This window comes from Chitinophaga sp. YR627, from assembly GCF_900114995.1.
GTDB lineage: Bacteria > Bacteroidota > Bacteroidia > Chitinophagales > Chitinophagaceae > Chitinophaga.
Map to the genome: position 1 here is coordinate 1,401,140 of NZ_FOUX01000001.1, position 21,448 is coordinate 1,422,587.

The window sequence follows — 21,448 nt, forward strand, 5'->3', positions numbered from 1 at the left end:
ACCGGTTGTTATCCGGTATGTTTATTAAATGTAGTCAGGTGCTCAGTACCCCATTAAATCTGGAAAGGAGAGTGTTATACGACGTAAGTTGAATACTTACAGTAAGTTAAGTATTTTTTAAGAGAACTATTAAATATCAATTGTGATTCTTTTAGGCGGGTAGGACCGTCAACTATCATTGCGACAGCCCTGTTGTTTACAGAGTGTATCATGCGAATGTGCGTACAGTATTGCGTTCATAGCTGTTGCTATTATGAGTAAATATCATTGATGATATTTTTCTATATTAGCGCAGCTTTTTTTAACCCATATGAGACACTAAAAAACCCTTTCTATGAACATGCGTGTAAACCCTCAATTACTGAAAGTACAAGCTACTTTCCTATTGACCCTTTGTTCCATTTTGCCTTTTAACGCCTGTAAAAAGGAGACTACGCCGGAGCAGATCGCAGCAGTACCTGCGCTTCGTGTTGACCCTGATGATGCTTACAGAGTTGCTTTTGCAAAGACACTGGCCAAAGCAGTTCAGGCAGAACCGGCCCTGCGTAATTTTATCAAAGCAGAGGCCACCAAACAATTTGACCGGGATTATGATATTCTGTTCCAGGCGGTGAAAGACACCCGGATCGATGGACACACCATCCGGGAGATCTTAGCGGAATATGCAGATGATCCCGAGGCATTTGAGACGGCCTGTGAGAAGCTGCCCTTGCTGACGATCTTCATGCCAGCATTACCGAATGGCTTTTCTGCTGACAACTGGAACACAGGTACAGACATACCACTGGTCGCCCTTAAACAACAGGCTAATGCGGACATGAGTTTTTATGATGGCAAAGGGAATGAACAAAAAGTGCCGGTAAAGTATATTCCTGGCTTCCCCGTGCTGGTAGTGAAAACCAATGAGCGCGTAGTGGTGAATGACGCGCCTAATTATTTTGCTGACCCGCAGGCACGTCAGCAAGCTGCCAGCTATTATAGGAATAGCAACTATTCTTTCAGCTTTGCAGATGAAGCCTTTGATGGCGTACATAAAAAGTCTCCGGCAGACGCAGGAAGGGTAACGCTTGCAGTAGACCCTATCAATTTACAGGCCTACTCATCTGGTGCGGAATGGCAAAGAGATTTCGTTTATTATGGTATTAAACCGGGTGTGGATACAGGAAAGTTTACAAACCGTTACAGCGAATTTATTACCTCATTCAAATTCCTGAAACCGGAACATTACAATCTGGTAAGTGATCATGCAAATGACCCGACAACGACACTGGGCTTACATGGAAGAGACGAGCCTGTATGGACAGATGGTAACCTCGAGATCAGAATCAGCATCTTTGTTAATTCAAAGAACGCAGTAGGACAGGAATTGAAAAAGGCCTTTACGGTCCGTGGAGAAGAACTGTTTCACGCGGAGAAGTACGACATCATCCTGTTTGGTACCGTGCAATTTTATATTATACAAAGCGTGACGCCCGTTGAATATCATCCCAACATAGAGATCTTACCCTGGGACCTGGAAATATATGGCAATGTATGGAAATTCGTGGTCTCAGAATTTGATCCCTCAGAAGAGGTCACAAGAACTGTAACACACACTACCACCTACAGTAATAACTTTGAGATCAATGTTAACACGGGTGAGAAGGTGAAGATAGGAGGTAAGTTCGGTGCAAGTCAGACGACCACCCATACAGAAACCTATACCTCTAAAACCACGCTTGGTTCTGAAGAGTTGTTCGAAGGCGTACTGGATTTCCGCTCGCCGGTTATTACAGGATTGACTACTATCACACTGCCAGGAGCTATTCCTATTGTAATACCAGCTTACAATACCTATGAAGTGACAACCGGTATCGTGAGTTTTTCTGTAGAGCCAATAAGGATTTACTAAATATAATGAGGTGAGCGGATGATCCACTCACCTCACTATATCTCCCCCATATCATATTCACCCTACCCATCCCCAGTTGGGAATGATGGTCCCGATATCATAAATGATTTCCATTGATTCACGGACCTTTTCCCTGTTGATGCTTCCCGGGAATTTCTTCCATGTGTATATACCCGTATTACCCTGAGATATTTTCATCACAAAATAGATCAGACGGGATTGCTCTTCCTGGTTGTTGTAAAGAATAGGGAGTAAGAACGAGCTATTTGTGCCGTAAAAGATACAAAATTTAAGAGCGAAGCTTATCAACTTATCAAACGACAAAGGCTGTAATACTCAGCAGAATACTTAACTTAGTGGCCCGTATGAAAAAACTGATCTCCATTACAATGCTGCTCTTCAGTCTGAGCAGCTACTGCCAGCGCATTTATTATATCAATCCTGAGACCGGAAATGATGAGAACAAGGGTACTGCCAGTACACAGGCCTGGAAGAGTTTTAAACGCCTGGAAACACTCGGTCCCGGTACAACGGTAGAAGTACTCGCAGGTGGCGCATTTGATCAGTCTATGGTCATCAAAGCGCATGGTACGCAGCAATCTCCCGTAAAGATCAGGTTTGCACCGGGCAACTATCATTTCTACAGCGACCATATTGAGAAAAGACAATTACATATTTCCAATACGAATGACAGGCCCTATGAGCCCAAGGCGATTGCCTTACTCTTCGATAGCTGCCGCTATGTGCAGGTGGAGGGTACCGGCGCAAAAGTGATCCTCCACGGAAAGATGATAGAGACCTTCGTCAACCATTGTGATCATATTAATATTTCCGGATTGAGCTTTGATTATAATCGTCCGACAGTATCCGAATTACAGATCACCAATGTCGGAGAAGGTTATGCAGATGCGCTGATTCATCCCGATTCAAAATACAGCATCAGCGATAGTATCATCACCTGGATAGGAGATGGCTGGCAATATCAGCCGGATGGTTACTGGCAGGTACTAAACCCGCTGATTGACGACCTGTCCCGTATGAATATGCCGATGGAAGCGCTTCGTTTTGTACAACTGAAAGACAGGGCAGTCCGGATCTACTTTAAGAAAGAAGCAGGATTTAAAAAAGGACTCGTTTATCAGAACCGTGACGTCACACGCGATTGTGCCGCCTTTTTTATGCAATACAGCAAAAACATTCAACTCGATAACATCAGACTCTATTTTATGCACGGTATGGGCGTAGTCAGCCAGTATTGTGAGAATATCCGTATGAACAGGGTAGTGGTGAAACCTGATGCGCAATCAGGCCGTACCTGTGCTGCCTGGGCCGATATCCTGCACTTTGCAGGTTGTAGCGGAAAAATCGAGGTAGCCAATGCCTACCTTTCTGCCGCGAATGATGACGCGATCAATGTACATGGTATTCATCTACAGATCACTGACATTCAGCATGGTAATAAAATAAAGGTACAATTCGCCCACGGACAGACATTTGGTTTTGATGCATTTGCGGCCAATGACAGTATAGCATTCATCGGCCGGGAAAGTCTGCTGGAGATACAGGATAATCAGGTACAGGCAGTAGAAAAGATCAATGACAAAGAGTTCCTTCTTACCCTGTCCGGACCCATATCTTCCGATGTGAAACCTGGTGATGCAGTAGAAAACGTCAGCGCAACGCCTGAAGTCTGGATACATCATACCACTATCAACCGGATACCTACCCGTGGTATCCTGACCACCACCCGGCGTAAAATATTGATTGAGAACAACCGCTTTGAAAACACCCGTATGAGCGGCATTTTTATCAATGATGATGCTTCCGGCTGGTTTGAATCGGGTATGGTGAAAGACCTGACCATCCGTAAAAACGAATTTCACCATTGCGGAGAGCCAGTTATCAGTGTTCACCCGGAAAATACAGTCAGTGGTAACACCGCCGTGCACAGTAACATAAAAGTATCGGGCAATACTTTCTGGTTACATGACAACCGTTTGCTGGAAGCAAAGAGTACCAGCAACATAAAGATCACAGGTAACATAGTTTACAATGCATCGTCAATAGACAGTGTATTGAAATTTGTTGACTGTTCCGGTGTATCCGTGTCTGGTAACAGACTTCAGCGGAAATAATGATAACAGACTATATTTTTATTATATTATAATTATATATACTTTGGGTCATTATGACCCGCGTTAATCAGCACCTATACCTACTGGTTTTGCTGGGCCTTACACTGTTTCCACTTATCTCATTTGCACAGTTGCAGATCAATGCAATAACGAGTACTCCCAGTACCTGTTCAAATAACGGAAGTATTACCGTTGATGCATCTGCAACAGCACTGCCAATGCTGTATAGTATAACAGGAGGCCCCGTAACACAACCGGAACAGACACTTCATGTATTCAACTCTCTACCACCCGGCACCTATACGGTGACCGTTACTGACGCAGCATCGAACAGTACCACCGGGACCGTTACCATCGGAGGGAACTATCTGCAACCAGATATGAATCCGATTAAAAGCCCGCCGTATTGTATTGGTAGCAGTACCGGACAAATTATCGGAAACAGGATCGCCGGGACAGGCAACGGTCCTTATACCTGGCAGCTTCTGGCGCCATCTCCGGTTACTACGCCGCCACAGGCATCTGATACATTCAGTAATCTACCTGCCGGTAATTATACTTTGCGGCTAAGCGATGCCTGTGGAGGTTTCCGCACGATCGTCGTCACACTAGCTGATCCGCCGCCCAGCAATCTGACTTTTCAGATCCCGCCGCAGATCAATATGGTCGGTTGCGATTCTGCAATGGTAACCATGTATATGCGCGCGGACTTATACCGTTTCCCGCTTACGCTGACATTCGTCACGACTGCAGGTACTTTTACGACCACTTCGCCCACCCGGATAGATACCGCCAACTGTTGTAACTTTTTTACCCTGGAACAACTCATTCCCAATTTTACCTATGGTAACGCTTTACAGATAAGTATTACAGACAATTGTGGCTTCACCGTTGCTACCCCTACCTATTATGCTAAGTCATTTGTTTTTTGTCCTGTATTTACCTCACACTTTTCGGACTGTATCTTTAAAACCACTGTTAACTATGATATGAATAACCGGGGCTGTGATGTACCCGATAGAGTGTTCACCAGTATGAAACCACCGGTGAGATACTACGTTACAGATGTATTAACAAATACTGTGGTTGATGCAGATACCTTACCAGGCTACCGCGCCAATAACGGTTATTTCCAGGCAAGCGGTTTCTTTACAAAAGATCTGATCACGGATAAGACGTATAACATCGTTATTCACGATAGCTGCGGACATACATTTTCTGAGCAACTCTATGTACCCGCTCAGGCCAATCCTCCGGCGCCTGCCGTCATTGGCAAACAACTGTACAGAGACGGATGCCTGGACTCCACGGCCGCGCTGTCTGTCAGTGTTGAGTATTTCAGACGACAACCCCAGTTGGTGCTCTTATCCGGACCATCAAGAATGGGAAGTACGAAGCCAGGTTATGCATACGAAAGTGCTTATTACTATCCGGATACATTAGAGATAACGGGTGTCGGCACCCATAACTATGCGTTTGGTATCAATAACCTGTCAGCAGGTACTTACCAGTTCAAAGTCATAGATAGCTGTGGATCAGAAGTGTTTGATAGTTTCACCATATTACCCACCCAGGTAACGGACTTCCACCATGACTTCACTTATAAAAAAGGATGTCTCGGCAGAAACGAATTGCACTATACGATCACGGCTGCTGACGGTTACATGCGTATCCGGAATATTACCACCAATGTCGAAACATTTAAATATTATCAGTCGCAGGACTTTGATATTCCGATACATGATTCGGTTATGAACCTGGCATCGGGAACCTATGAAGTAAACTTTGTTTACTCGCCCTATTTTGCCTCCAACAGGCCGGTAAACAGTATTCCGGTACCTTGTCAGCAGATAACAGACAGTGTCGTGATAGAAGGTTATCAGACGCCTACGATCATTGCGCATAACTACATATCATGTAAGCAAAACGCCTTCCTGGAGATCATTGCCGACAGTACGAAAGGCGTACCGCCATATGAATACGAGATCGTTGCCGGACCAACCGTTGCACCTATGCAGCCCGGCAACTTCTTTGCCGTTAATACACCCGGAACATATACTGTCAGGATCTATGATATCTGTGGCAATGCGTCTACCGCACAGATCACCGTTACGCAGATCGTAGTACCGCCTATCAGGGTGCTGCCTTTCTCCTGTAACAGTCAGCAGTTAACTTTCGGTTCATCTCCGTTTTATACCTATAGATGGACGGCTCCGAATGGGACCGTATTCACCGGTGATACACTGAATATCAATCCTGTTACGCCCGCTGATATCGGTACATATAACATTGAGCGGATCACAGATATTAATGGTTGCAGGGACACATCCTATAGTACTTATCGTCTTGTAGCTGCGAATATATATGAACGCATAGAGAGTATCTGCCCCGGCAGTAGTATTACGATCGGTACACATACCTATAACACCACAGGGGAGTATACCGACACACTGAAAAATGTAAGTGGATGTGATAGTATCGTGTTCTTACGACTTACTGTTCTTCCGCTGAAACGGGATACCTTATATAGGTCCATCTGTCCGGGCATGCAGTTTCCCTTTAATGGAAAGTTCTATGGCGCTGCAGGCATTTACAGCGATACACTGCGTACTGCTAACTGTGATAGTATTGCGACACTCGTACTGTCTGTTACGCTAAAAGAACAAACAATCAGTATCAGCATATGCGAGCATACACAGTATGATTTTAATGGTAGGTTATTGACGACACCAGGTATCTACCGCGATACATTACCTACTGCTACCTGTGACAGCATTATTATACTCGACCTGTCTGTACTGCCGCTAAAACATAGCACATTCGATCATACGATCTGTCCGGGGGACCAGTTTAATTTTAATGGCAGTATCCTCACAGTTGCAGGTACCTATTCAGATACACTGAGCACTGCTACCTGCGATAGTATTGTAACGGTGAATCTGTCTGTCGCGAATCCAACAATACAGATCACCGCCAGTCAGCAGACAATTGTCGCCGGAGAAGTCATACAACTTCAGGCAACTGATGCACTGACTTACTCCTGGACAGGAACGGGTGTGACCTTCAATAACACGACGATATACAATCCCGATGCAACACTTACTGCATCTGCGTGGATATACCTTCAGGGAACCAGTAACCCTGACGCCTGTATGGTAGCAGATTCCATATTTATAAATGTCATTGACCGGGCCACTTATTGCGAGGATACCTACATTTATATGCCTACTGCATTTTCGCCAAACGGAGACGGTTTGAATGATGTGTTCCGTATTGTCAGTAAGAAGATAGCACTTAAAACCTTCAGGGTGTTTAACCGCTGGGGAGAGCTGGTATTCGTTACAACTGATCCGAATATTGGCTGGAATGGGGAGTATAAGGGAAAGAGATTACCAGGGGCGTATGTGTATTATGTGAGCTATACGGACTGTATGGGAGAGACAAGGTTAATAAAAGGAACGATTACGATGATCCCTTAAGAAAAAGCCCGGAGTAATTAGCTCCGGGCTTTTTCTTGTTTAATATTGAAACTACTTCTTTTTTACCCGTTTATCAATGGCTGAATCCGTGGTCTGATGCGGAGGTGTAACTCTTTCCAACATCTCCTTTGTAACCGGATATCCCAAAGGTTTGTGCTCCCGTCCATGAGGTATAATCGGTAATATGCGTTCCTCCACATGGTATCTGGTTGGCAGTAAAACAACCAGCAGACTATCAGTTTTATTATTGACACGTCTCTCCTGCGATATAAAACCCAGGTATGAGAAGATGAGCGTCGTATCTCCATTTGGAACCGGGAGGACGAATGCTCCGTTTTCATCTGTAGCAACACCGCGCTGGGTGCCTTTGATATGTATGCCTGCACCTGGTAGGGGCTCTCCGGTGCTATCCGTTATATGACCCCGGATTGTATGTTGTGCATGTAGTTGAACACTTATCAGGCTTGCCAGTAAAAGAAGATAATATTTTGTTTTATTCATTTAGATGTATTGGGTATAGCATATGTAAATGCTGATATTGCGCATAAAGATATCTAATAATGTATTTTGATTATGATAAAAAAGAAAACATATCTTAAACATCATTCCTTAAGTACCTTTTTATGCTTAAGTTTGATGGATCCCTAACACTACCTGGAAAAACTATATAACATCGATGATACCTTCGCCAGAAATAGAAAATGTACTATTCAAACCTGTCATTGACTTGAACGAGCTAAGCGCATTTACCGGCCATGAGGATGCATTCGCACGTGGTGGTTTTCAGGAGATACATTGGTTAAACACTCCCGGACCCATTTACACGACCTTTACCGACAACTGCGGCACCGGCCAGCCTGAAGCCATCCATAACGTGGGAGGGGATGAAGATTACCGGGAAATCATATTCAAACAGCCTGTGACAAAAGAAGAACTGATCGCAACAACGATTGCAGGGTTAATAGACCCATTTAGCGCTTATTTTATCGACGGCAGTCAGCACTGGAATAAAGACAATATTTTCGAATGGTGGAGTAAAAGCAAAGAACGGATACAGTATATCATAGACAGGTATGATGACGAACTAAATTTACCGGAAGAACCACACATCAGTAAATGGGACTTCGGTGGAGAAATTCGTTATTATCACTTGTTTGGCCCTTCAAAACCCATCCCTGAAAATTATAAGTACTGGCTGGATTACTATCAATATGACATGAAGAACTATCTCGAATGGTATCTGTTTAAACTGCACGCAAAAGCATATATGCTCCCATCGCTGGAATTTGACTGGTCCCGGAAGGAAGCACTGGATAAAGTATTGGCTGAAAGGATAGCGAAGTCCTGACAGGCGATCCTTACAGGGCCCTGTCCTTAAAACTGTATCGACTTCACATCAACACTTGACGCACCAAAATACCCCAGTGCACCATTCGATATATTAGATGGCGGATTGGCCGGAGTGCCCGAAGAGCCTCCATTTGATTGCAGTACATTGAAATAGTTATAGATATTCCTATCCACACTTGCCATAACAATTTTTACGATATCTTCCTTCTGTATATAAGCACTGTCCATATACAATTGGTGTCTGACGAAATTTCCATCACTCAGTCTGTCATCCAGTGCATAAAATGCCTGGTAAGGTACATCATTCACCAGTAAAGAAAAGACATAGTAATTCTTCACGTTAGCAGGGTCCTGGAAATTCACCTGTGGTAGGTTTCTTGTTTCCTCTAATATTTTGGTTTGCGTAAATGAGATACCCTTCATCGGCACCAGGTCTGGCATCGTGGAAGTAGCCGTGTATTCCTCTCCATCGATATTTACATATAGTTTGTAGGTGTGGCCGATCTGTCCAACGAGATAAGCGGACATATAAAAGCCCTGGTCAATAACAGATTCGAAGAACCGATATACCTTATTATCCGTGCTGTCCAGTACATAGACGCTCGCACCCGACACCGGCGGATAAGTATTCTCTGCATCAAATGGCACGGTCCGGTTGATCCTGATATAATAGGGATCTCCGCCATTCGTGATGTTTCCCTGAATGACAATCTGCGAAGGTGCAGATCTGAGTTGTACGTCGATATTTTTGGTACAGCCAACCAGTAGTGTGATCAGCAGACCGGATGTAAAAATAGTCTTCATACTAAAACGAGAAATTATAGGTGATAGAAGGTACCCAGCGGAAAAGCGCCGTCTGCCTGGCAATAGTACGTGCCGGGTTCGCCGGATCATTCTTGAATTCTATGATATATGGATTTTCTTTTCCGTAGGCATTATACACAGAAAAGTTCCAGCTGCTGTTCCAGCCTTTTCCCTTTTTGCCATCTATAGTGACGCCTACATCTAAACGGTGATAGGCTGGCATACGATAGCCATTCCGCTCTGCATATAGAAAGACCGTCTGGCCGTTGATTTCATATTTCCCACTCGGAAAGGTCACTGCACTACCGGTATTGTACACCCAGTTGGCAGAAAGGGCCACTTTCCTGCTTAACTGATAACTGGATACAATAGCCAGATTATGTGTCTGATCCTGATGCGCCGGATACCAGTCCCCTTTATTGATCGCGTTTATCCGTCGCTCCGTGCGGGATAGGGTGTAACTGACCCATCCGGTCAGGCGGCCGGACTTCTTCTTTGCAAAAAGCTCCAGCCCATAAGCCCTGCCTTTACCATACAACAGCTGCGACTCGACATTATTGTTGATCGTTAGTGCTGCGCCATCCTTAAAATCAATCTGGTTTTGCAGTTGTTTGTAATATATTTCGCCCGACAACTCATAACGGCCATTCCGGAGATTGCGGTAATAGCCGAAAGATAACTGATCCGCTATTTCCGGTTTTACATTCGGACTGCTCAGTATCCAAAGGTCTGTCGGACTCGTAGTAGCTGAGTTGCTGATCAGGTGAACGTTCTGCGTATTACGGGCATAGGCAAATTTTACAGAACTGACACTATCCAGCTGGTAACTTGCAGCAGCCCTTGGTTCCAGATTGATATAGGTCCTTACCAGTTGTCCGCTGGTATATCTGGTGGAATCAGTAATATCTCCTGCCGCACCATAAGTATAAAACGTACCCGGACCGAATACGTTAAACACAGACAGTCGCAGACCATAATTCACGCTCCATTTGCCCATGCTTTTTTCATGGTTGATATAAGCTGCACTTTCAAGTGCATATTTCTTATCGAGCGTTTCTGAATTATAATTGGCAGACTCGCTGGCATCAAGGATGCCGGGATTCAGATTATGATGTGTAGTAGTAAAACCGAAGTTCAGTTTGTCATTACCAGACATGAAATATTGCAGATCTTCTTTCAATGAAAGATCCCTGATCTTGGAAATGATTTTCATATTACTCGTGTTATCTGCTACCTCTATGTTGTTGTTGTAATCGCTGTAAAGCAGGGTCGTATTGGAGAACAGATGACTATTGAAATTGTGATTCCAGCGGAATGTTCCTGTCGTATTCCCATAATACAATGCCAGTTGATCCGACAATTTCAGATTGTCCTTTCCGTTATAATATGAGATGTAAATCCTGTTATGATCGTTCAGGTTATAGTTAGCTTTTGCATTGATATCATAAAAATAAAGACTCGACTTCTTGACATCCTTATTGTCAGATAGTCTCAGAAACACATCCGCATAGGTACGGCGGCCACTGACTATAAAGGATCCCTTATCTTTTACAATAGGCCCTTCCAGATTGAGACGCGAGGCGATAATACCAAGGCCTCCACTACCGTGGAATTGCTGGTTATTCCCGTCTTTCGTTCTGATATCTACGACAGAAGAAAGACGACCGCCATATTCGGCTGGCATAGCGCCCTTATACAGGGTAAGGTCTTTGATAGCGTCGGAATTAAAGGTAGAGAAGAAGCCCATTAGATGCGTCGCATTATACACAGGTGCATCGTCCAGTAACAGGAGGTTCTCATCAATATTACCTCCCCGTACGTAAAATCCACCGCTTCCTTCACCTGCAGACTTAATACCCGGTAACAACTGTATCGTTTTAATAATATCTTTTTCTCCCAGAAAGACAGGTACATTGGCCATTTCAGCTGTGCTGAGTTTCTGTAAGCCCATCTGTGCCTTTGCGAGCGTATTATGCGCGCTTTCGGATGTAACCACGACTTCGGATAGTTGTCCGCTGACAGGCATCAACGAAACATTTCGGGTAAGGTCATTCGTTAATGCCACCGCAATAGTATCCGGCTGATATCCTGTATAACTGACAACTAATGTGTAGGACCCTTCGGGAACAACAATCGCATAGAACCCGAAGTTATTACTGCTGCTGTTATACCTGGATTGCGGCAGCAGACGTATAGATGCGCCTATCAGGGTTTCCCCCGTTGTCTTATCACGTATAATACCACTTATTGTATACTTATGCTGGGCAAAGGCTTGTAGACTACTTATTGTGGAAAAGAATAAAGCCAGTACAGCAAATTTTTTCTGCATAAGAAAGGGTCCGTTTTGTAGGTATATGATAGTTGGCCATGCACAATTTAACATTAAGGTTGTATATGTTATGTTAAAATTAAATATGCCTTAAACTTTTTCTTATCTCCTTTGTCCACTGCGCTCAAAATTATTTGAACTTTATTTACCTTTCCTGTGTTAACACAATAACTCAGATAATCATCGGTCATCAGTTTTCAGGCACTACACTGTAGCACATTAGTTTTTAGCACCAGAACCTATTATCAGACGAACCACGTTTTATGAAAAGATTTTTAACCCCGCTGTTATGTATCATAACAGTCCCTTCCTTTGCACAGGATAGTATCATGCCGCGTCGATACTACGCACAACTAGAAGAGAAGACGCAAAAGGTCAATTCCCTCATCCGGAAAAAGACCCAAAAGTCTTTAAACTGGCTGATTAGCCGTGAACAGTTGATGCGGGCAAAACTCAATAAGTCAGACCCTGTAGCAGCCCACCGTATTTTCGACCGGTCTATTGATAGTCTGCAACGACTTAAATCCCTGGCTGCCGCTAACCTGCCGGCAAAGGCAAAGCTCGGGCGGCAATATAACAGCTATCTCGATACCTTACAGGTAGCCGCGAAATTTCTGCCTGCTTCTGCTGACCTGCAACAGAAAGTAGGACAGTTACAGGGCAGTATCGGACAATCAGAACAAATAAGCGCCTACATCCACGAACGACAGCGGGCCCTGAAAAACCAGCTGGCACAATACACGATGTTTACCAAAGACCTGCAAAGCCTGGGTAAACAAGCTTATTACTACCAGGAACAGGTAAGGGAGTATACCAGCATCTTACAGGACAGGAACAAAGCCCAGGAAAAGGCAATGGCGCTCCTGCGGAAATCATCCGCTTTCCGGGCGTTTTTTCAGAAACACTCCGTCCTGTCGGAGCTATTCGGTACCAATAATGACGTCAACGCAGAACAGGCACTCGAGGGACTACAAACCCGTAGTCAGGTGGAACAACTGATACAACAGCGTATAGGCAATAATCCCGACGCCAGACAGGCCATCACGGAGCAGGTCAACCAGGCCAGGGACCAGTTCAATGCTTTTAAGGAGAAATTCCCGGTGCTTAATAATTCAGCAGAAATGCCCGATTTTAAGCCCAATCAGATGAAGACCAGGCGCTTCCTCCAACGGATGGAATTCGGGGGAAATATACAGTTTCAAAGGGCCAGTAACTGGTATCCTACGATGGGAGATATCGCCTTACAGGCGGCGTATAAGTTTTCGGAGAAGGGTAACGCCGGTATCGGACTGGCCTATAAACTCGGTTTAGGCTCGCTGGACAGGATCGCGATCTCCAGTAAAGGCGTGGGTATCCGCTCATTTGCCGACTACCGGATCAAAAACGCATTCTCCCTGAATGGTGGCCTGGAAATGAATCACTACGCTGCTTTCTCCCATATAGCACAACTAAAAAACTGGAATGGCTGGCAAAGAAGCGCTTTGCTGGGCATGCGCTATACCTATAAGGCCAGCCCCAAACTGAAAGGCAATATCACAGTGCTGTATGATTTTCTCGCCAGACAACAAGCCCCATTCTCCGAACCTCTGAAGATCCGTTTCGGCTACTCAAAGTAAACCTCATTGTTATCACCTAAATAACTCCACTACATGTTGTTGTATCAATCCCTGCCGGGAACAGGCCGCCTGTCCGGTTTTATCACCTTATTATCACTATCGCTGTTACTGCTGACAGCACTTTCATCCCAGGCTCGTCAGCAACCGCATACGCTTCCCCGCCTGATCCCTCGTTCCCATGACGCTGTTGCTGTCAATAACGCCACCCGCGTCCCTGCGTCAGAAAGCACCGGTGTCGCAGATGTGAGTATTCCGCTCGCAGATCTGCACATCGGTTCCTTTGCATTACCCATCACACTGCGTTACAACAGGAGTGGCCTGAAAGTAAATGAAGTGCCTTCCTCTGTGGGGGATGGCTGGTCATTGCATTACGGTGGTATGATCAGTTTTCAGCAGCATGGTCTGCACGATTTTAAAACCGCAGGTCTCTTTGATGGTGGTATCAGCTCCGCTTCCATGACTAGTCTGAAGTCCTTCCTCCGGGGCCATATGAGCACCAGTCAGCAGAACACCTGGCTGAATCAACTGATCACTGGTACTGCAGACGGGGAGTTTGACCAGTACCAATATAGTTACCCCGGTCAGTCCGGCGCTTACTACTACGATACGCTCATGAACGTAGTGACCGTCCCGAAGAACGATATCCGGGTATTCCGCCTGAACAATGAAATAAGGATCCTCGATAATCAGAATAATAACTACTATTTCGGTACACTTGAGCAGAGTACTGTGACAGACGCCTCCACCTACGGATACACACCTGCTTTTGATGATATCGCTACCTACTATTTATCCAGAATAGTGACCAATCAAAACAGAACAATTCTTTTCAGATATAGAAAATATAGCTATTCCGTACAGCAACAGAAAGCCGTTGTTGCATTCTCCCCGGTAGCAGGTACCTGCAGCGCCGATAATGGCCAGTCACTTTATACACGTACTGTCCAGATCAATTGCCTCTTACCAGACTCCATTATCTACGATATGGGCTATGTTAAATTCAGGATTAGCAACAGCTCCCGCGAAGACATCAAAACAATACAGGATACAGCGGCCATCCCTTCTATCACCGGATTGACCATCTTTGCAGGGAATAACAAAAAGATAAAAGATTACTCCTTCCAGCAAGGGTATTTCGATACCAATAAACGACTGAAATTATCTGGTGTGCAGGAATGGAATGGTGCTGAGGCGGATAAGTTATGGCAGTTCCATTATTACCATGAACAGGGAGTATTTCCGGCGATGTATTCTAATGACCAGGACCACTGGGGATACTACAATGCTGCTGGCAATACCGGCATGCTCCCTGACATAGAGTACTCTTCCCTGATACCAGGTTGGAATACACCTGCGGCGAACTATGGCAATCGTGCCGCTGATACCGCCGCCCGCTATGGTATGCTACAGTCCATTATTCACCCCACAGGTGGTAGTACGGCATTTGAATATGAACCTAATCAGGTCAGGGTGGATGACTACAATACACTCACTACGCTTTCTCCTTTCCTGACAGTGCCAGGTGGTACTCCGGTACCTTATCCAGTGGGTGGTGTACGCATAAAGACCATTATTACCAATGATAGTACAGGTACACCGTCCAGCTACCGGAGGTATCAATATGCCGATAGTCTGCAACAGGTAGCCTTCCTCAATATTCCTTACTACCTCGCGAATATGCAATACAACAGGGATAGTGCAGGGGCCTGTCTTTCCTGTGGTCAGTCGGCGACTGTTTTTGATGAAAGTGTTCGTCCTTTAGATGGTCTCCCTGTTATTTACAGCCACATCACGATGTCTGATTCCAGTGTCGCAGGGAGACAAGGTAAAACAGAAAGTAGTTATCTGTTACCGGAGAATCATACCGGCAGTAATACTGCTCCGTATGTCACGCCTGTCAATACGGCCTGGCATATTGGTACATTGCTCAATAAGAAAATATATGCGCTCAAAGAAAATACCGACGAACTCATAAAAGAATATCGGTACACTTACAATGAGTTGAATGAAAAATACCTCACCACAGGTGTACGCGCTAACTACGCGCAATACTGTGCATTGAATACAACGGATAACAACAACTACAATGTATCCTTATCAACCAGCTTTTCAGACCGCTTTTATCTGCGGCAGTCAAAAGAAATAGATTATCTGTCAGGCCAAAGTCTGACCAAACAGACAGACTACACAATTAGTGGCATCCGCCACAACTTACCTAATAGCATCAGTTACCCGGATAGCAAAGGAGACACCATCAAAGAGCGGATCATTTATTCCTGGGATTACGATACCACTACTACAACCGGCGGGGATGCTTTAGCCATCCGGAACCTGGGCAGATTAAATGTCCTGGTGCCGATCGAAAGAATACGGATCCGTACCATTGGCGGAGTAGACTATGTTGTCGGTGCTACATTGACGAACTACCGGAACGATCGCCCCGTTCCTGACAGGATCTATGAGTTGAATTTACCTGAGCCGATACCATTGTCAGCCTATACTACCAGCAGGATCAGTGGCAGTTTCGTAAGAGACAGCCGTTATGAGCAGGTCACGACGTTCAATATTTACGACAGCAACAATAACGTGACAGAGAAAAGAGGTATTGATGGTGTGCCAATGAGTTATGTGTACGGATATAAACAACTATACAAGATTGCAGAGGTTTCCGTTTCAAGCAGAGAAAATGTGCTCTATACATCCTTTGAAACAGATGAACGGGGTGGCTGGTCCTATTCCGGTACGCCTGTAGTGGATTCTACTGCACCAGTCGGCGAGCGTTGTTATGATCTGTCAACCGGTACATTCGGTGTCGGCAATATTGTGTTGCCTACGGCTATACTTAGCTATTGGTCAAAGAGTCCTACACCTTTTACCTTTGCAAGGCAAATTCCGTTTCAGCCTGCCACAAGCGGTAGAACAGTAAATGGATGGACGTTTCATATTCATTGGCTGTCCGGACAGTTTCCACAGAATATCGTTTTCCCTTCTGCTGGTTTCATAGATGATGTAAGAATATTTCCGTTGAGGTCAGATATGAAGTCATATAGCTATCAGCCGCATACCGGTATGACAAGCGAGTGTGATGCCCGTGGGAATATCACTTACTATTCCTATGATGAAGCCGGACGGCTGAAAATGGTACAGAACGGAGATCGCGCGGTCCTCAGACTGATGGATTACCAGTATATGAAACCTATTACAGAATAACCCCTTCACATCATTCTATATGCGTACATATCAATTTATCATATTACTGTTAGCATTGGGTACATGGCATAGCGCTATCGCCCAGAATGTACCGGTTACAGCTATCCCTTATACACCTGTCACACTACCGGTACCTCCGCCATACCAGCGTACCACGATCAGTTATATCCGTACCTGGCAGCCAAACATACACATTACTGATCCGGCGGTTGTAAAGTCTCCATTCACCGCCTCCCGGTATGTCAGGCAAACAACCGAATACCTGGATGGACTGGGACGACGTTTGCAGCTGGTAGAAAAGCAAAAGAGCCCTGCCGGCAAAGATGTCGTTACACCGGTATTGTATGAAGCAGATGGCCGGTCGCATTTTCAGTATCTGCCTTATGTGTCGCAAACAGGTAATACAAATGACGGTAGTTTTAAGTCCGATCCTTTCCAGGATCAGCAGACTTTCTACAATGATGCTGCCATCAACCCCGGCGTAAATAATGAAAGCTATTTCTTCCACGAAACAACATATGAGCAATCTCCTTTGGGCAGGGTGGAGAAGACGTATCGACCGGGAAATGCCTATACAAGAGAGGCGGGAAACAAGCCCGCACAACAATTGTATCAGTCGAATACAGCAAGTGATTCCGTACAGATCTGGCGTTTTAATGGAGCAGATATATTGCCCGTCACCAGCCAGCGATATGCGCCCGGAACCCTCTACAAGCAAACGACGATTGATGAAAATGGTACACAGGAGGTAGCATACACCGATATGGAAGGACATGTGATCCTGCGTAAACAACAGGCGCTTGAATCACCGGGGACCGCACATAACGGCTGGGCCTGTACTTATTATACCTATGATAATATAGGCCGGCTGCGGGTGATCTTATACCCCAAAGCAGTACAGGCTATCCAGGCTGACTGGGTGCTGACGAATGCCATAGCAGGTGAATTATGTACAATTTACCGCTATGATGGCCGGGGAAGAAAGATCATTACCAAGGAACCCGGTGTTGATTCCCTGGAAAAGATTTATGATATCCGTAATCGCCTGACGCTCTCGCGATCGGCTGTGTTGAAAAGCAGGAACATGTGGCAGCTCTACTATTATGATTATATGGAGCCGCGTTTAATGTCCACCGGATTGATCGTCAATTCGGCATCACGGGATTCCCTGTTAAAGCTGATCAATGCCAGTCCTTATGATTCCTCGAAGCCTTATCCGGGTGCAGACACGACGAAGGAATATACGATGATCACCAAAGATAAATATGACGACTATCTGTTCGTGGACAACGTTTTTTATTCCGGAACAGAACCCTTAAAAGTAGAAGGAGGGAGTAATATATATTTTGAACCGCCTCCACCTTATCATACGAATCTTCCTCAGAGATTGCTGACTGTAAAGACATTGACCATACCCGGACTAAAACGCCTGATGATCAATCGCTATTTTTATAACAACAGCGGCCGCTTAAGTCAGACGGTATTCGATAATATCAGATATGGCCTGGATATCACGTCTTATATGTATGACCTGGAAGGTAAACTGGTCTGTACGTACCTGACACAAACCAAGCCCAATCAGCTGACTACTCCTGCGGCGCAACTGCTCACGATCTATCATTATGATGCAGCCGGCAGACTGGACTCTATCACCAAAAAATTCAATGACAATCCTGCATTGCGATTATCGGTAGCTGAGATGGAGTACGATGAACTGGGCAGAATGAAAACTAAAAAGTTGTATGCCAGCGGCAGTAGTACGCCGGTTGAGACGCAGACCTTTGAATATGATCTGCGCGGACAATTAACAGGTATCAATAAGCCATTTGTCAATACACCTAATAGCACCGATAACTGGTTTGGTCAGGAGATTTCCTATGAGACTGGTTTCTCCAATAGCTACTACAATGGAAATGTTGCCGGTATAAAATGGAAGAGTGGCGCCAATGGCACCGCACGTGCTTATGGCTATAGCTATGATAGGATGAACAGGCTGCTGGCGGGAGATTTTAATCAGCAGAACGACGGTAGTACCAGCTGGACTGCCGATAAAGCCGACTTCTCGCTCAACCGCCTTTCATATGACATCAATGGTAATATCCTGTCTATGAAACAGCGGGGCATGAATGGCATGGCGATACAGACAATTGATAGTCTGGAGTACGGTTATCTGGAAAATAGTAACCGCCTGCGCTATATCACAGACCACACTAACAATCCGCAAACCATACTGGGTGATTTCAGAGAATCAGTGAATGATGACACGCCTGACTTTACCTATGATCCCGGTGGAAATCTTGGAAAAGATAATAACAAGGATATCGATAGTATTATCTACGACCAGAACAATAAACCTTCCGTTATCTTTTGTAAAAAAGGCATGATCTATTTTCAGTTCAATTCCGAGGGAGAACTACTCACGAAGATCATCCTCGATACCAGTGCGCAACAAGGTAGCGCAAGAGTGATCCAGTACGCAAATGGCTTCGTATGGGAGCGCGATACCATACAGGTGATGACACACGCCGATGGACGGATCCGCCCCATTTATAAGACCGGTCAACCGGTAAAATACGTCTTTGAAGCTTTTGTAAAGGATTATCAGGGTAATGTGCGTGCCTTATTGGGTGCTAACCGCGATACTGCTGATTACTTCGCTTCTATGGAGTCTGCCAGGAGTGGTGTGGAGAATGTCCTCTTCAGTAACATCGATAATACGGCAGCGCCTTTACCTACAGGCTATCCAACCGACAATACCACAGACCCGAATGAATACGTCTCCAAACTGAATGGGGTAGATGGTGCGAAGATTGGTCCCTCGCTGGTATTACGTGTGATGAAAGGGGATACGGTTTCCGCTGTCGCGAAAGCATTTTATAAGAGTACAGTTGCCAATACCTCCAGTAATACAGCCGCCAGTATGCTATCTGCTTTGTTACAGGCGTTCAGCAGTGGTGGCGTGTCGCAGGGGCCGCATATATCAAGCGGGCCGAATTCTCCTCTGGCGACAAGCTTCAGCAGCACGGATTATCAGAATCTGCTGAATCAGGAGCCTGCACAGAATGTTCCTACATGGCCCAAAGCCTATCTGTCATTTGTGTTATTTGATGATCAGTTTAAAGTGGTACAGAGCAATAGCGGCGTCAGACAGGTACAGGGTGTTCCCGATGCACAGGTCAATGTGGTCATGCCACAGTTGATCGCTGAGCGATCTGGTTTTCTATATATCTATCTGAGTAATGAATCCGCCGCAGATGTATACTTTGACAATTTTGCGGTTCGTCATCAGCCAGGATCTTTGCTGGAAGATACCCATTATTATCCCATGGGACTGTTGATGGAAGGAATCAGTTCAAAGGCATTAAAAGGTACGTCATACCTGGAGAACAGGTATCGGTATAAAGGGAATGAGCTGCATAACCGGGAAATGAGAGTCGGTCCCGGACTGGACTGGTATAATGAGCATAACAGGATGTATGATGTGCAGACGGGTAGGTGGATTTCGGTAGCGCCTTTTACGGGGAGTGCGGGAAATCCTTACCGGTATTGATGGGAATTGGCGTCGTCGCTAAGATAATTATCGGTTTTACAATAGCAAAGCGGTCCGCCTCAGGCGGACCGCTTTGCTATTGTAAAACAAAACATGACAGGTTAGATCATATCGTTTTCCTTTGATTGTTTTTTGAATTCGCTGGGCGTAACCCCGTTCCACTTTTTAAAGAAAGTGGTGAAATAGGCTTGTCCGGTGAATCCAAGATCGGAAGCGATGTCTGCGATTTTTCTGCTTTTTTCATGGATCAGTGCATGTTCTGCCAGGTGTAAGATCTGTCGCCCTATATACGTTTTAATATCCACACCAAACTTTACTTTGAATTCACTACTGAGCCGCCCTCTGTCTTTAAACGCAATACGCTGGGCCAGTGTGTTTATTTTTATATTCTCGCCGATGTTGTCGTCAATTTCTTTCTTGATCTCACTGATCCTGTCGATGTTTCCTGGTTGCCCCAGTTTTTTAAAATAATAATAGAATAACTTTCTGATGTTCAGATCCAGAAAAGATTCCAGGTCGTCTCCTGTTTCCTGATGAGTGAAGATCTGTTCCAGTACGCTTGCCGCATTCATGGAGAGTTCAAAGTAGGGTAGTACGGCGCCTTCTTCCGAGCGTTTATACTTGCGCTCATATATCTCGCGAAATTGTGGGTTTCTTTGGAAAAAACTCTCAAAGAAGCCGGTAGATACGGATATATATACTGCCTCATATTTGCCGACCGGAAAGCTGGCCACATTAGTACCATTGGCTGGTACATAATAGAGCCCCTGGTACAGTTCCGTAAGCGGCACAAGGCCTTTTCCTGACAATGTACAGGGTACATTACCCCGAAGCGTTGTATACCAGCACAATATTGGCGTATCCGTATGGGGGAGAATATCAATTGCTGTCGTAATAGCTGCGTTTAGCCAGCCGATGATAAATGACTGCCCTTGTAATACTTCCATACTGAAAGACCCAAAGTCCCCTTTTATGATGGTACGGGAGGCTCCTTTGATCTTCGCATTCGGGTCATTCTCTGCATGATAGGTAGTTTTAACCAAATGGTTGTGTTGATCGGAGATCTTGAACTCCATTAATCCCG

Annotated in this window: 12 protein-coding genes; 7 read left to right on the top strand and 5 right to left on the bottom strand. The window is 45.1% G+C overall.

What is annotated here, in order from left to right:
- Positions 1-334: 334 nt before the first annotated feature.
- Entirely contained in the window at positions 335-1,891 is a 1,557-nt protein-coding gene (locus BMZ72_RS05090; protein WP_089805885.1) for a hypothetical protein, read from the top strand.
- Between the two features lie 57 nt (positions 1,892-1,948).
- On the opposite strand, the gene BMZ72_RS36490 is transcribed toward BMZ72_RS05090, so the two are convergent.
- A complete protein-coding gene (locus BMZ72_RS36490; protein WP_218155204.1) occupies positions 1,949-2,092 on the bottom strand; it encodes a hypothetical protein in 144 nt (47 codons plus the stop codon).
- Positions 2,093-2,256: 164 nt separating this feature from the next.
- Between BMZ72_RS36490 and BMZ72_RS05095 the strand changes: the two genes are divergently transcribed.
- Together BMZ72_RS05095 and BMZ72_RS05100 are read left to right on the top strand one after the other, a co-directional pair.
- On the top strand, positions 2,257-4,026 hold the full coding sequence (locus BMZ72_RS05095) for a right-handed parallel beta-helix repeat-containing protein (RefSeq protein WP_089805887.1): 1,770 nt from the start codon (positions 2,257-2,259) through the stop codon (positions 4,024-4,026).
- 53 nt (positions 4,027-4,079) lie between these two features.
- Positions 4,080-7,505 (top strand): T9SS type B sorting domain-containing protein, encoded by a 3,426-nt coding sequence (locus BMZ72_RS05100; protein WP_089805888.1) that lies wholly within the window; start codon positions 4,080-4,082, stop codon positions 7,503-7,505.
- 51 nt (positions 7,506-7,556) lie between these two features.
- On the opposite strand, the gene BMZ72_RS05105 is transcribed toward BMZ72_RS05100, so the two are convergent.
- Positions 7,557-8,006: a carboxypeptidase-like regulatory domain-containing protein gene (locus BMZ72_RS05105; RefSeq protein WP_089805890.1), complete on the bottom strand. Its 450-nt coding sequence runs from the start codon at positions 8,004-8,006 to the stop codon at positions 7,557-7,559.
- Positions 8,007-8,181: 175 nt separating this feature from the next.
- Here BMZ72_RS05105 and BMZ72_RS05110 point away from each other — a divergent pair, with 175 nt between their 5' ends.
- Entirely contained in the window at positions 8,182-8,853 is a 672-nt protein-coding gene (locus BMZ72_RS05110; protein ID WP_089805892.1) for a hypothetical protein, read from the top strand.
- A 26-nt stretch (positions 8,854-8,879) separates the two neighbouring features.
- Here the strand turns inward: BMZ72_RS05110 and BMZ72_RS05115 are convergent, their stop codons facing one another.
- Together BMZ72_RS05115 and BMZ72_RS05120 are read right to left on the bottom strand one after the other, a co-directional pair.
- On the bottom strand, positions 8,880-9,659 hold the full coding sequence (locus BMZ72_RS05115) for a DUF4249 domain-containing protein (RefSeq protein ID WP_177222679.1): 780 nt from the start codon (positions 9,657-9,659) through the stop codon (positions 8,880-8,882).
- 1 nt (position 9,660) lies between these two features.
- The gene (locus BMZ72_RS05120; RefSeq protein ID WP_089805895.1) at positions 9,661-11,988 is read right to left on the bottom strand and encodes a TonB-dependent receptor; all 2,328 of its coding nucleotides are present in this window, start codon (positions 11,986-11,988) and stop codon (positions 9,661-9,663) included.
- A 263-nt stretch (positions 11,989-12,251) separates the two neighbouring features.
- Between BMZ72_RS05120 and BMZ72_RS05125 the strand changes: the two genes are divergently transcribed.
- Genes BMZ72_RS05125 through BMZ72_RS05135 form a run of 3 tightly spaced genes read left to right on the top strand, consistent with a single transcriptional unit; the run spans position 12,252 to position 20,364 of the window.
- Positions 12,252-13,604, top strand: coding sequence for a hypothetical protein (locus BMZ72_RS05125; protein ID WP_089805897.1), 1,353 nt, complete (start codon positions 12,252-12,254; stop codon positions 13,602-13,604).
- A 33-nt stretch (positions 13,605-13,637) separates the two neighbouring features.
- Positions 13,638-16,814, top strand: a complete 3,177-nt coding sequence (locus BMZ72_RS05130; protein WP_089805899.1) for a hypothetical protein — start codon at positions 13,638-13,640, stop codon at positions 16,812-16,814.
- A 19-nt stretch (positions 16,815-16,833) separates the two neighbouring features.
- Complete coding sequence (locus tag BMZ72_RS05135; protein ID WP_089805901.1) at positions 16,834-20,364, top strand: DUF6443 domain-containing protein; 3,531 nt, start codon at positions 16,834-16,836, stop codon at positions 20,362-20,364.
- 101 nt (positions 20,365-20,465) lie between these two features.
- Here the strand turns inward: BMZ72_RS05135 and BMZ72_RS05140 are convergent, their stop codons facing one another.
- Entirely contained in the window at positions 20,466-21,440 is a 975-nt protein-coding gene (locus tag BMZ72_RS05140; RefSeq protein ID WP_177222680.1) for a helix-turn-helix domain-containing protein, read from the bottom strand.
- Positions 21,441-21,448: the final 8 nt, after the last annotated feature.